The sequence below is a fragment of the Marinobacter sp. H13 genome, from assembly GCF_059072335.1.
Genome location: NZ_JCACRU010000001.1, coordinates 2,559,972 through 2,572,465 on the forward strand (window position 1 = coordinate 2,559,972; position 12,494 = coordinate 2,572,465).

Consider the following 12,494-nt stretch of genomic DNA (forward strand, 5'->3'; position numbering starts at 1 on the left):
AGGAAACCCATATTCATGTTACCACTTGTCTCGCTCACCCTGTTTTTGCCGCTGGTCGGCGCGGTGCTGATTCTGTGTCTTCCGAAGCCCGCAACGCGTACGGTACACGTCATAGCGATTATTACCGCCGCCCTTACACTGATCGGTGCTCTGTCCATGTGGTTTCAGGGTGCGAGCGGTGCAGGCTTTTCCCAGGTCGAAGAGCTGCAATGGATACCGGCCATCGGTGCCGCCTACCGGGTGGGAGTTGATGGGATCAGTCTGCCTTTGGTGCTGTTGAGCGCCGTTCTTTTCCTGGTTGCTGTGATCTATGCGTCGTCGCTTCGTGAACGTCCGCGCGCCTATATTGCTCTGGTACTTCTTCTGGAAACTGCGTCTATCGGTACCTTTACAGCCCTCGACGGTATCCTGTTCTACGTCTTCTTCGAGGTTTCCCTTGTCTCCATGTATTTCATGATCGCCGGGTGGGGCCACGAAGACAGGCAACGGGCAGCGTTGATGTTTTTTATATACACCTTGCTGGGAAGTCTGCCGCTTCTGCTTGCTATCCTCGGGCTTTATCTGGGCAGCCCCGAACCGACCTTCGACATGCGAGCCTGGATTGAGAATCCCCCCCTGGAGGGCGCGGCGGCCATGTGGGCATTGATCGCTATGCTGATCACCTTTGCGGTAAAGATCCCCGCGGTGCCACTGCATACCTGGTTGCCTGCCGCACACGTGCAGGCGCCGACCGTCGGCAGCGTCATCCTCGCCGGCGTCATGCTGAAATTCGGCACTTACGGGCTGGTTCGATTTGCCCTGCAAATGACCCCCGATGCGTTCCGTGAAGCGGGCGTTGTTGTTCTTGTTCTCGGTGTTGTCAGCGCGCTCTACGGGGCTTTTGCCGCTCTGGCGCAGAGTGATCTGAAACGCTTGGTCGCCTATACGTCGGTTAACCACATGGGGTATGTCATTGTCGGTGTGGCCGTGGCGGCAATAACTCTGGATCCCTCGGTGCGAACTGTTGCTTTGGATGGTGCGGTATTGCAGATGTTCAGCCATGGACTGGTTACCGGTGCCTTGTTCTTGCTGGTGGGCATGATCCAGGACCGTGCCCACACCCGTGAAATGGGCGAATTGGGTGGGTTGCTCAAGACGGTCCCAATGCTCGGCTGGACCTTTGTGTTGGCGGCCTTTGCATCGCTGGGCTTGCCCGGGCTGGCGCACTTTCCGGCCGAGTTTCAGATATTTCTTGCCACTTTAAGCGCTTCGCCAGCCGCGGTGGTTGTGATTTTGGGTATTGCCATTATTGCCGGTACGTTTCTCAAAGCACTGCGGGAAACCTTTCTGGGCGAGCCCCGGCAGCGCTGGCAGTCCATGCCTGATTTGAGCGCTCGTGAGTGGCTTGCTGTGGGGCCATTGCTGGTGCTCACTGTCGGCACTGGCGTGGCACCCTCCTGGGTGCTGGGTATCATCCACCGCACTACATCGGCGCTGGCACTGTGATGGCTCGTGATCTTGCACTGTTGATTCCTGAAATTGCCGTACTGTTGACGGCTGTCGGTGCGCTGATTGCGGAAATGCTGCGTAGGCCGCAAATTGCGCTGCTGGTCGCAGTTAGCGGTCTGATCGTTGCCACGGGTCTGACCGTCAGTCTGATTGGTGAGGACACAACGGTGTTTGGTGGCAGTTTCCGGGTTGACGACCTCAGTGTGTGGGCCAAACTCATTCTGCTGCCGGCCACCATCCTCGCCATATTTTTGGCGAGAGTGGATGTGAGAGGCACCGTGCGAGAGGGCACGGTTTACTGCCTGCTTTGCTTTGCCACCATCGGCGCGCTCGTTCTGGCAGGCGCGGGTGATACGATGTTCCTTGTACTGGGTACATTATTAACTGGCCTGGCCACCTTTGCCTTGGTTGCCTACCCGGATACCGACCCTGCCACAGAGGCCGCCATGAAGTTTTTCGTGTTCGCCTCGGTCACAGGTGCGATCATGATTTTCGGCCTGAGTTACTGGTTCGGCGCTGCGGGATCCACGTTACTCGCGGATCTTCCTGGTATGGATACCATGCCAATGGCGGTTCTTCTTGGGTTCGTGGCGGTGGTTGTCGGTCTGGGTTACAAAGCCTCGCTGGTTCCATTCCATTTCTGGGCGCCAGATGCCTATGAGGGTGGGCCACTGTCAATAGCGGCCTACCTGTCAGTGGTGCCCAAGATCGGTGCTCTGTTCGCACTCGCTCAGGTGGTTCGCGATCTACCCCCGGAAAGTGGTTGGACCGCCATCATCGCCGGGCTGGCTGTTCTGACCATGACCTATGGTTATCTGGCCGCGCTGGTGCAGGATAACGTCGTTCGGCTGCTGGCCTATTCGTCGATTGCCCAATCCGGCTATTTCCTTCTGGGTATCCTGGCAGTCGGCGCCAGTGAACTTGCTCTGCCATCCATTATACTGTTTGCTGCCGCCTATGCGGCCATGAATCTGGGCGCTTTCGCCGTTGCCGCCAATATCGGACGGACTCTGAACGATTTTGACGGATTGGGGCGCGCCCAACCGCTTATTGGCATCGCAATGGTGGTCTTTCTGCTATCGCTGGTCGGGATTCCGCCACTTGCCGGCTTCGTTGGGAAGTTCCTGCTGTTCGCCGCCGCCATTGATGTCCAATTCACCTGGCTGGCGGTGGTTGCAATTGCCAACAGTGTACTTTCACTGGCGGTATATCTGCGCATTGTCGTGCCCATGTACCAGCAGGCGGCGACGGAATTCGCGCCGGTGGGCAAAGCTCTTGGCACGGTGGTAGTGACAACCTTTGCTGCCACGCTGATCCTCGGTCTGGCGGCCCAGTTCTTTCTCTTGGGACTGGTAGCGTGGTCGTCGTCCTAATTCCTCCCCTGGCGATGTTGGCAATCGTGCTGGCAATGGTTACTGCACGAAGGCCTCAATCGGTGCGATGAAGCCATATTAGTAGACAACACAGTCTGTGCGGTACCTGCTTTCAAAGCAGCGCCAGTATGAAGCCTTCAGATACCTTGCTCTACTCGATTATGCCCGCGGAGTTGCTGTTTCCTGCAGGTCTTGATTTATGGCAGTGAGTAGTGCGCTCTGCTGACTGAGGCCGGCTGGAAACAGTCTTGTGAATTTGATCGGGATCAAAAATTGAGAACGATTGCTCTGCTGATTCAGTTCCGTTTCAGGCTGGGCGGATAGGATGATGATTCAGAACAGGAGGGGGTATGTCGGACACGGTCAATGAGTTGCTGGTCAACTACTGGGCAACCGGTTTTTTTGTGATCGCTGCCCTCGGCTTATGTGCCTTCATGGCAGGCGTTTCCAGCCTGCTTGGCGGGCGCAGCCATGGCGTCAGCAAAACCATCCCGTTTGAGTCCGGTATTGTCGGTGTCGGTGACGCCCGCCAGCGGTTTTCCGTCAAGTTTTATCTGGTCGCGATGCTCTTTGTGATCTTCGATATTGAGGCGGTGTTTCTGTTTGCCTGGGCGGTTGTGATTCCGGAAACGGGCTGGAGCGGGTTCTGGGGCGCGGCGGTTTTTATCCTGATACTGCTTGCCGGCCTGCTCTACGACAGTCGCTCCGGGGCGTTGGAGTGGGCCCCCGAGGGTTCTCAGGGACACGGGGAGGGCTAATCGTTCGGTTCCAGGGTGTATTCAGTTCCCGATGATTGTCGTCCGGACCTTGATCACTGTCAGCAAACCTTTATATGGAGACCAGCCATGCCTTACAGACTGACACGGGCCGAGGAAGAGCAGGAATCCAGTGACCGTTACCCGATGGGGCGCCGGCAGTCATCGGAGGAATACGTCAAAAGCCAGCTTGAACGCAACGTATTCACCGGCAAGCTGAGTGACGTCCTCAACTCGGCGGTGAACTGGGGGCGCAAGAACTCCTTGTGGCCCTATAACTTCGGTCTGTCCTGCTGCTACGTGGAAATGACTACCGCATTTACCTCGCCCCATGACATTGCGCGCTTCGGGTCGGAGGTGATCCGCGCCTCGCCGAGGCAGGCCGACTTTATGGTGATAGCGGGCACCTGTTTCATCAAAATGGCTCCGGTTATTCAGCAGCTCTACGATCAGATGCTGGAACCCAAGTGGGTCATTTCCATGGGCTCCTGCGCCAACTCTGGCGGTATGTACGACATCTATTCGGTGGTTCAGGGGGTTGACAAGTTCTTGCCCGTGGATGTCTATGTAGCGGGCTGTCCGCCGCGGCCCGAGGCCTTCCTGCAGGCACTTCAGTTGTTGCAGGACTCGATTCAGGAGGAGCGCCGGCCGCTGTCCTGGGTCGTGGGGGATCAAGGGGTTTACAAGGCCGAGATGGGGGCCCAGCGGGAGCAGAAACGGAGCCAGCGAATCGAGGCCACCGAACTGAGGACTCCGGACAAACTCTGAGCGCCGCCTCCCGATTTGCCCAACCTTGACAGGAGATGAGTCAGCATCATGAGCACAGACGCTCTCGACAGGCATGCACCGGCCCAGTCCGGCATTGACCGGGCCCTCGGGCTTCTGGACGGATTCCGGGAACACATCGAGCACGTTCAGCCTACCCTGACCGGGCTTCCGGTGCTGTGGGTGCGACGTGAGCGGATAGTGGAGATACTGCGCCACCTGAAGGCGCCGCCGGCGTCTTTTTCCATGCTTTACGATCTCTCTGCCGTGGACGAGCGGCTCCGTGCCCACCGTGACGGGCTACCAGCCGCGGATTTCACGGTCTTCTATCATCTGCTGTCGGTGGATCGTAATGAAGACCTGATCATCAAGGTGGCGCTGACCGGTGGCGACCCGAACCTGCCAAGCGTGACCCGGGTGTTTGCCAATGCCAACTGGTATGAGCGGGAAATCTGGGATCTGTTCGGCATTACCGCAACCGGCCATCCCCATCTGCAACGGCTGCTCATGCCGCCCACCTGGCATGGCCACCCATTACGCAAGGACTATCCCGCGCGGGCCACGGAATTCGACCCCTACACCCTGACAGTGGAGGGGCAGCAGACGGAGCAGGAGGCGCTGAAATTCGAACCGGAAGCCTGGGGCATGCAGCGTGAGCGGGATGGCAGCGAGTTCATGTTCCTCAATCTGGGCCCCAATCATCCCTCTGCCCACGGTGCCTTCCGGATCGTGCTTCAACTGGACGGCGAGGAGATCATCGACTGCGTGCCGGATATTGGCTATCACCACCGGGGCGCGGAAAAAATGGCCGAGCGCCAGACCTGGCACAGCTTCATTCCCTATACCGACCGCATCGACTACACCGGCGGCGTAATGAACAACCTTCCCTATGTCCTTGCGGTTGAGAAACTGGCGGGTATCGAGGTGCCCGACCGGGTCAAGACGGTCCGGGTGATGATGGCGGAGATGTTCCGTATTAGCAGCCATTTGCTGTTCCTGGGGACCTACCTGCAGGATCTGGGCGCCATGTCGCCGGTGTTCTACAGCTTCACTGACCGCCAGCGGGCCTACAAGGTGATTGAGGGCATCACCGGTTTTCGCATGCATCCGGCCTGGTACCGGATCGGCGGCCTTGCCCAGGACCTGCCCGTGGGCTGGCAGCAACTGGTGCAGGAGTTCCTTGACTGGATGCCGCCGCGGCTGCGGGAATACGAGCTGGCCATGATGAAAAACGCCCTGGTGCGGGAGCGGACCCGGCATGTGGCTGCCTTCACCACCACCGAGGCCCTGGAATGGGGCGTGACCGGTCCCAACCTGCGGGCCACTGGCTGCAACTTCGATCTGCGCAAACAGCGGCCCTATTCCGGCTATGAGAACTTCGACTTCGAGGTGCCTCTGGGGCAGCACGGAGACGTTTTTGACCGGGGCCAGCTGCGTATTGAGGAAATGCGGCAGAGCCTGCGCATTATTCAGCAATGCGTCGATCACATGCCCGCGGGCGACTACAAGGCGGACCACCCGTTGACCACCCCGCCACCCAGGGAGCGGATGTTGCAGCACATCGAAACGCTGATCACGCACTTTCTGCAGGTGTCCTGGGGTCCGGTTCTGAAACCCGGCGAATCCCTGCAAATGGTGGAGGCCACCAAAGGCATAAACAGTTATTACCTGACCAGCGACGGCAATAACATGAGCTACCGAACCCGCATCCGGACTCCGAGCTTTCCGCACCTGCAGCAGATACCGTCCTTGATGCGCGGAGGCTTCGTGCCGGACATGATCGCCCACCTGGGCAGTATCGATTTCGTAATGGCAGACGTGGATCGCTGATGATGGCAACAACCCCGCACACAACCGAACTGATCGGCAGTGACCGTTTTGAACTGCACCCGGACGACGAAGCCGCGATTCTCCGGGAAAAGGAACACTACGAGCAGCCCCAGGCCGCTTGTATCGAGGCGTTGAAAATCGTCCAGCGCCGCCATGGCTGGGTTCCCGACGGTGCCATCATGGCCATCGGGCGGTTGCTGGGCCTGGGATTCGCCGCGGTGGACGGCGTGGCTACCTTTTACAGCCTGATTTTCCGTCAGCCGGTAGGGCGCCATGTGATCCTGGTCTGCGACAGCAGCTCCTGCTTCCTGACCGGGTATGAAACGCTGAAACAGGCCCTGGTGGAGAAGCTGGGAGTGGACTACGGCGCCACCACCGCCGATGGCCGCTTCACCCTGTTACCCGTGTGTTGTCTCGGCGCCTGTGACGGTGCCCCGGCGCTGATGATTGACGGCGAAACCTTCGGGCCGGTCACACCGGAGGATCTGTCCGACCTGCTGGAGGGCTACGAATGAGCGGATCCACCTCAGGTCAAGGCAACCCGCTGCGTTATCACAGCCGGATACGGCAATCCGGTACCGAGCGTCAACCCGAAACCCATCCGCTGACCTGGAGGCTGAGGGACGACGGCGAGGTGGTCTGGCTCGGCGAATATCTGGATAAGGATGGTTATCAGTCGGTCCGCCGGGCATTGGCCGAGAGCGACCCCCAGGGCATCATCACCGTGGTGAAAGACGCCAATGTGCGTGGCCGGGGCGGCGCCGGTTTTTCCGCTGGCGTCAAGTGGAGCCTGACTCTGCAGGGGGGTGACATGCCCCGGGGCTACCTGATCTGCAACGCGGATGAAATGGAACCGGGCACCTTCAAGGACCGGTTGCTGATGGAGCAGCAACCCCACCTGCTGATTGAGGGGATGATCCTCGGAGCCCGGGCCAACAACGCCCGGCAAGGCTACATTTTTCTGCGGGGTGAATACGTGGAGGCGGCCCGGGTGCTGAACCGGGCCATTGATGAGGCCCGCGAAGCCGGCTGGCTGGGGCCGGATATTGATGGCAGCGGGTTCGATTTCGACATCGCGGTGCATACCGGGGCGGGGCGCTACATCTGCGGCGAGGAAACGGCTCTGATCAATGCACTGGAGGGGAAGCGCGCCAATCCCCGGGCCAAGCCGCCGTTCCCCGGCCAGTCCGGAGCCTGGGGCAGGCCCACGGTGGTTAACAACGTCGAGACCCTGTGCAACATACCCGCCGTGATTCTCCATGGCGCTGACTGGTATCAGAACCTGTCCGGCAACCGTACCGGTGACGGCGGCACCAAGCTTTATGGCGTGTCGGGGCCGGTTGCGGAGCCGGGCCTCTGGGAGCTGCCCATGGGCGTCACCGGGGCCGAGCTGCTCGACCGGGCCGGGGGGCTGCAGCAAGGCCGTCGGCTCAAGACGTGGTTGCCCGGCGGCACCAGCACCGGCTTCCTGTTGCCGGAGCATCTGGAGCTGCCCCTGGACTTTGACTCTATCGCCAATGTCGGCAGCCGGCTGGGCACCGGCCTGATGATGGCGGTCCCCGAGGACCGGGGCATGGTATCGCTGATGCGCAACCTGGAGGAGTTCTTCGCCCGGGAATCCTGCGGCTGGTGCACTCCGTGCCGTGATGGTCTGCCCTGGGTGGTAAAACTGCTCCGGGACCTGGAAAAGGGACAGGGGCAGGCCGGCGACATCGAATTGCTCGACAAGCTGGCGGCGGACTGTGGCCCGGGGCTGACCTTCTGCGCCCTTGCCCCTGGCGCCGCCATGCCGCTGGAAACAGCGCTGCGGCACTTCCGGCAGGAGTTTGAGCAGGGCATTGGCAAGGTAAGCGGCGACACCCGGGGCGTTCCGGACCGGGTCGCAGCGGACGCGCCGGCAAACAACCGTTAGTTTCAACAGTCACTTTCAACAAACAGTGATCGTACTTTCTAGGTGAAGGCAGAAGCAAGCATGGCGACGATTCACGTGGACGGAAAAACCTACGAGGTCAACGGGGCGCACAACCTGCTCCAGGCCTGTCTGTCACTGGGCCTGGATATTCCCTATTTCTGCTGGCATCCGGCCATGGGAAGTGTCGGCGCCTGTCGCCAGTGCGCGGTGCGCCAGTACAAGGACAAGGACGACAACAAGGGCGTTCTGGTCATGTCCTGTATGACCCCGGCGGCGGACCAGACCCGAATCGATATCGATGACGAGGAAGCCCGGGCTTTCCGGGCCAGTGTGGTGGAGTGGCTGATGATCAATCACCCCCACGACTGCCCGGTGTGCGAGGAGGGCGGCCATTGCCACCTGCAGGACATGACGGTAATGACCGGCCATGACCGCCGCCGCTACCGGTTCAACAAGCGCACTCGCCGCAACCAGTACCTGGGGCCGTTCATCGCCCACGAAATGAACCGCTGCATTACCTGCTACCGGTGCGTGCGCTTTTACAACGACTACGCCGGTGGCACCGATCTGGGCGCCTTTGGTGCCCGGGACAACATCTACTTCGGACGATACGCCGAAGGCACACTGGAAAGCCCGTTCTCCGGCAACCTCACCGAAGTCTGCCCCACTGGGGTGTTCACCGACCAGAGTCATTCCGATCACTACACCCGAAAGTGGGACCTGCAGTATGCCCCCGGCATCTGCCACCAGTGCGCGGTCGGTTGCAACATCAGCCCCGGGGAACGCTACGGCGAGATTCGCCGCATCGAAAACCGCTACCACGGTGAGGTTAACAGCCACTTCCTCTGTGACCGCGGCCGGTTTGGTTACGGATACGTCAACCGCGCCGACCGGCCACGGGTTCCGGAATGGACCGAACGGCCGGGGCAGGAGGCCGTGACGCTGGGGGTGGATCCGGCCCTGGAGCGTATCACCGGCGCCCTGCGTCAGGCCCGGCGCATCATCGGCATCGGATCGCCCCGGGCCAGTCTGGAAAGCAATCACCAGCTATTGGCCATGGTGGGGCCGGAAAACTTTTCCACCGGGATAGAGTCCCGGGAGCAGGCGTGCCTGGCCATAATGAACCGGCTGCAGGAAACGTCGGGACTGCCCACCCCGACACCCCGGGAAATAGAACGCCACGATGCCATTCTGGTGCTGGGCGAGGACCCGGTCCAGAGCGCCGCGCGCCTGGGGCTGAATCTGCGTCAGGCTGTGCTGTCACGGCGGGAAGAACTGGCTGAAAAGATCGGCGTGCCGGCCTGGAATGCCGAGGCCGTCAAGACCCTGGGGCAGGACCGGTACCACCCGCTGCACATTGTCTGGCCAGCGCCCACCGAGCTGGACAGTGTCGCTGTCGCCCGCCATGCCCTGGCGCCGGATGATATCGCCCGGCTCGGTTTCGCGGTGGCTCATGCCATCGACCCGGCGGCGCCCCCGGTGGACGGCCTCGACCCGGCCAGCCAGGAGCGGGCCGGAGAAATCGCCGTCAGCCTGTTAAAAGCGGCGCGGCCGCTGGTTGTCAGCGGCGGCTCCCTCGCCAGCGAGGCCATCCTGGAAGCCGCCGGTGCGGTTGCCCGGGCCCTGTCCAGGCGGGCAGCGCAGGGTGGGCTGGTGTTGATCCGGCGGGAGGCCAACAGCACCGGGCTGTCGCTCATGGGGGGGCAGACACTGGACTGGGCGCTGGATGAGTTGAGTGAGGGCCGGGCCGATGCGGTGGTGGTGCTGGAGAACGACCTGTATCAACGCCTGCCCGCCGACCGGGTGGAGCAGGCCCTGGCCCGTGCCAACACCCGCGTGGTGCTGGACCACCAGCGGACGAGAACCGCCGAGGGGGCGGACTTCATCCTGCCTGCTGCCAGTTTCGCGGAAGGGAGCGGAACCCTGGTAAATCTGGAAGGGCGGGCCCAGCGCTTCTTCCGGGTGTTCGAACCGGCCTACCTGCGCCCCGAGACCCGAATTCACGAGAGCTGGCGCTGGTTACACACCCTGGCCGCCGGGCTGCGGGGCGAAGCCCCCGGGGATATCAGCCTGGATCTGGCCACCCGGGCCTGCGCCGGGGCCCATCCAGGCCTGGCCGGGATTGTGGATGCCGCGCCCGGGCCCGATTATCGCATAGAGGGCCTGCGGCTGGCCCGTGAGCCCCAGCGTTACAGCGGCCGCACCGCCATGCGCGCCAACCTCGATGTAAATGAACCCCGCCCGCCACAGGATACCGATACACCCTTCGCTTACTCCATGGAAGGCTACAGCGGATTTGACCGGCCCCGGCAGCAGATACCTTTCGCCTGGGCGCCGGGCTGGAATTCCCCGCAGGCGTGGAACAAGTTCACCGATGAAGTGGGCGGTCACCTGCGCGGAGGGGACCCGGGCATAAGATTGATTCGGCCTCAGCCCGGCCATCGCGAATACCCCGACCCGGTCTTTGATGACGGCGCCACTGACAGCAGCGGGCTGCGGGCGCTGGTGTTGCCACGGGTGTTCGGGGGCGAGGAAACGTCTGCCCGGGCTGAACCTGTCCGGCAGCGGATGACCGCGCCGGTGGTCATCCTGGCCCGCCCGGATGCCGAGGCGCTGGGCGTGCGCGACGGCGACAGTCTGACGCTGCTTGGTGTGCGTGAGGGCGACAGCCTGATGCTGTTTGGCGGTCCGGACATTACGGTATCGGAGCAGGAAGACTGGCCCCCCGGCTGGGCTGGCCTGCCCGCGGGATTGTTGCCCGGCCTGGGGCAGGGCGCGACACTCACTTTAGGAAAACCCACGGGAGGTGAGTCATGAGCTGGTGGACTCCACAACTGGCAGCCACTCTCTGGGCCATGTTCCAGGCGCTGGTGATCCTGCTTGCCGTGGTCGTGGTGGGAGCGGCACTGACCGTGGTCGAACGTCGGCTGCTGGGCCTCTGGCAGGATCGTTATGGTCCCAACCGGGTAGGGCCATTCGGCACTCTTCAACTGATTGCCGATATGCTGAAGATCTTTTTCAAGGAAGACTGGACTCCGCCCTTTGCCAGCCGCGCCCTGTTTATGCTGGCACCCAACCTTGCCTTCGCTTCCCTGCTGCTGTCTTTCGTTATTATCCCCATAACACCGGGGTGGGGGGTGGCGGACATGCACATCGGGCTGCTGTTCTTCCTCGCGCTGGCCGGCATCAACGTCTACGCGGTGTTAATCGGTGGCTGGGCCAGTGGCAATAAGTATGCCTTGCTCGGCGCGTTGCGAGCCTCGGCCCAGACCCTGTCCTACGAAGTGTTCATGGGGCTGTCGCTCATGGGTGTGGTGGCCATGGCCGGCTCCTTCAACCTGCGCGACATCGTCGCGGCCCAGGAAGGCCTGTGGTTCGTGATTCCCCAGTTCCTGGGTTTCGTCACATTTCTGATCGCCGGCATCGCGGTGACACACCGCCACCCTTTCGACCAGCCGGAGGCGGAACAGGAACTGGCGGATGGTTACCATGTCGAGTACTCCGGTATGAAGTTCGGCATGTTTTTCATTGGCGAATACGTGGGCATGGTGCTGGTTTCCGCGCTGATCGTGACATTGTTTTTCGGCGGCTGGCAGGGCCCCTGGCTGCCACCCATTGTGTGGTTTGCCCTCAAGACCAGCTTCTTCCTGATGCTGTTTATCCTGCTCCGGGCATCGCTGCCACGGCCCAGGTATGACCGGGTGATGAGCTTTGGCTGGCGGGTGTGTCTGCCGCTGACCCTGGTCAATCTGCTGGCTACCGGGGCGGTGCTGCTACTGACCGGTTCATAGGGAGGAAAGATGCGAAAAAACAAGGTGTTGTCGGTGTTATGGCTGATACCGGCCAGTTGGTCGCTGTTGCGTACCATGTGGATGGTATTCATGCACGGCTTCCGCAAGCGGGAAACCGTGAACTATCCGGAAGAGGAGGTTTATCTGCCTCCCCGGTACCGGGGCCGCATCATACTCACCCGGGATCCGGACGGCGAAGAACGATGCGTGGCGTGCAACCTTTGCGCGGTGGCCTGCCCGGTGGATTGTATTTCCCTGCAGAAAGGTGAAAAAGACGACGGCCGCTGGTATCCGGAGTTCTTCCGCATCAACTTTTCCCGTTGCATTTTCTGCGGCATGTGTGAAGAGGCCTGCCCCACCTCCGCCATCCAGTTGACACCGGATTTCGAGATGGGCGAGTACCAGCGTCAGCAGTTGGTGTACGAGAAGGAAGATCTGCTGATCAACGGCCCCGGCAAGGACCACGACTACCACTTTTACAAGGTTGCCGGCATGGCTATCGCCGGCAAGGATAAAGGTGAGGCACAGAACGAGGAGGTCCCGGAGGATGTCCGTACGCTTTTACCCTGACCAAAAAAGG

General features: G+C 61.3%; 10 protein-coding genes. All 10 read left to right on the top strand.

What is annotated here, in order from left to right:
* Positions 1-15: 15 nt before the first annotated feature.
* The 10 genes from AC5JQH_RS11825 to nuoI all read left to right on the top strand — a co-directional run bounded on the left by AC5JQH_RS11825 (position 16) and on the right by nuoI (position 12,484).
* Positions 16-1,485, top strand: coding sequence for a complex I subunit 4 family protein (locus tag AC5JQH_RS11825; protein ID WP_104270560.1), 1,470 nt, complete (start codon positions 16-18; stop codon positions 1,483-1,485).
* Positions 1,485-2,861, top strand: a complete 1,377-nt coding sequence (locus tag AC5JQH_RS11830; protein ID WP_491713822.1) for an NADH-quinone oxidoreductase subunit N — start codon at positions 1,485-1,487, stop codon at positions 2,859-2,861. The genes AC5JQH_RS11825 and AC5JQH_RS11830 overlap by 1 nt, the downstream gene beginning before the upstream one ends.
* Positions 2,862-3,211: 350 nt before the next feature.
* Positions 3,212-3,619 carry an NADH-quinone oxidoreductase subunit A gene (gene ndhC / locus AC5JQH_RS11835; RefSeq protein WP_008169454.1) on the top strand — a complete coding sequence of 136 codons (408 nt, stop codon included), beginning with the start codon at positions 3,212-3,214 and terminating at the stop codon, positions 3,617-3,619.
* An 87-nt stretch (positions 3,620-3,706) separates the two neighbouring features.
* Complete coding sequence (locus tag AC5JQH_RS11840) at positions 3,707-4,384, top strand: NuoB/complex I 20 kDa subunit family protein (RefSeq protein WP_491713823.1); 678 nt, start codon at positions 3,707-3,709, stop codon at positions 4,382-4,384.
* A 48-nt stretch (positions 4,385-4,432) separates the two neighbouring features.
* Positions 4,433-6,211, top strand: a complete 1,779-nt coding sequence (gene nuoC / locus AC5JQH_RS11845) for an NADH-quinone oxidoreductase subunit C/D (RefSeq protein ID WP_008169457.1) — start codon at positions 4,433-4,435, stop codon at positions 6,209-6,211.
* Complete coding sequence (gene nuoE, locus AC5JQH_RS11850) at positions 6,211-6,726, top strand: NADH-quinone oxidoreductase subunit NuoE (protein WP_273017227.1); 516 nt, start codon at positions 6,211-6,213, stop codon at positions 6,724-6,726. The genes nuoC and nuoE overlap by 1 nt, the downstream gene beginning before the upstream one ends.
* Positions 6,723-8,123 (top strand): NADH-quinone oxidoreductase subunit NuoF, encoded by a 1,401-nt coding sequence (gene nuoF, locus AC5JQH_RS11855; RefSeq protein ID WP_008169462.1) that lies wholly within the window; start codon positions 6,723-6,725, stop codon positions 8,121-8,123. The genes nuoE and nuoF overlap by 4 nt, the downstream gene beginning before the upstream one ends.
* Before the next feature lie 60 nt (positions 8,124-8,183).
* Positions 8,184-10,940: an NADH-quinone oxidoreductase subunit NuoG gene (nuoG, locus tag AC5JQH_RS11860; RefSeq protein WP_273017229.1), complete on the top strand. Its 2,757-nt coding sequence runs from the start codon at positions 8,184-8,186 to the stop codon at positions 10,938-10,940.
* Positions 10,937-11,914 carry an NADH-quinone oxidoreductase subunit NuoH gene (nuoH, locus tag AC5JQH_RS11865; RefSeq protein WP_008169464.1) on the top strand — a complete coding sequence of 326 codons (978 nt, stop codon included), beginning with the start codon at positions 10,937-10,939 and terminating at the stop codon, positions 11,912-11,914. Before nuoG ends, nuoH begins: the two co-directional genes overlap by 4 nt.
* Positions 11,915-11,923: 9 nt before the next feature.
* Positions 11,924-12,484, top strand: coding sequence for an NADH-quinone oxidoreductase subunit NuoI (gene nuoI, locus AC5JQH_RS11870; RefSeq protein WP_039881756.1), 561 nt, complete (start codon positions 11,924-11,926; stop codon positions 12,482-12,484).
* Positions 12,485-12,494 lie beyond the last annotated feature (10 nt).

Bases quoted from the DNA above. Each gene is read 5' to 3' on its own strand.
- AC5JQH_RS11825 (WP_104270560.1), top strand. From the start codon at position 16: ATGTTACCACTTGTCTCGCTCACCCTGTTTTTGCCGCTGGTCGGCGCG.
- AC5JQH_RS11830 (WP_491713822.1), top strand. From the start codon at position 1,485: ATGGCTCGTGATCTTGCACTGTTGATTCCTGAAATTGCCGTACTGTTG.
- ndhC (WP_008169454.1), top strand. From the start codon at position 3,212: ATGTCGGACACGGTCAATGAGTTGCTGGTCAACTACTGGGCAACCGGT.
- AC5JQH_RS11840 (WP_491713823.1), top strand. From the start codon at position 3,707: ATGCCTTACAGACTGACACGGGCCGAGGAAGAGCAGGAATCCAGTGAC.
- nuoC (WP_008169457.1), top strand. From the start codon at position 4,433: ATGAGCACAGACGCTCTCGACAGGCATGCACCGGCCCAGTCCGGCATT.
- nuoE (WP_273017227.1), top strand. From the start codon at position 6,211: ATGATGGCAACAACCCCGCACACAACCGAACTGATCGGCAGTGACCGT.
- nuoF (WP_008169462.1), top strand. From the start codon at position 6,723: ATGAGCGGATCCACCTCAGGTCAAGGCAACCCGCTGCGTTATCACAGC.
- nuoG (WP_273017229.1), top strand. From the start codon at position 8,184: ATGGCGACGATTCACGTGGACGGAAAAACCTACGAGGTCAACGGGGCG.
- nuoH (WP_008169464.1), top strand. From the start codon at position 10,937: ATGAGCTGGTGGACTCCACAACTGGCAGCCACTCTCTGGGCCATGTTC.
- nuoI (WP_039881756.1), top strand. From the start codon at position 11,924: ATGCGAAAAAACAAGGTGTTGTCGGTGTTATGGCTGATACCGGCCAGT.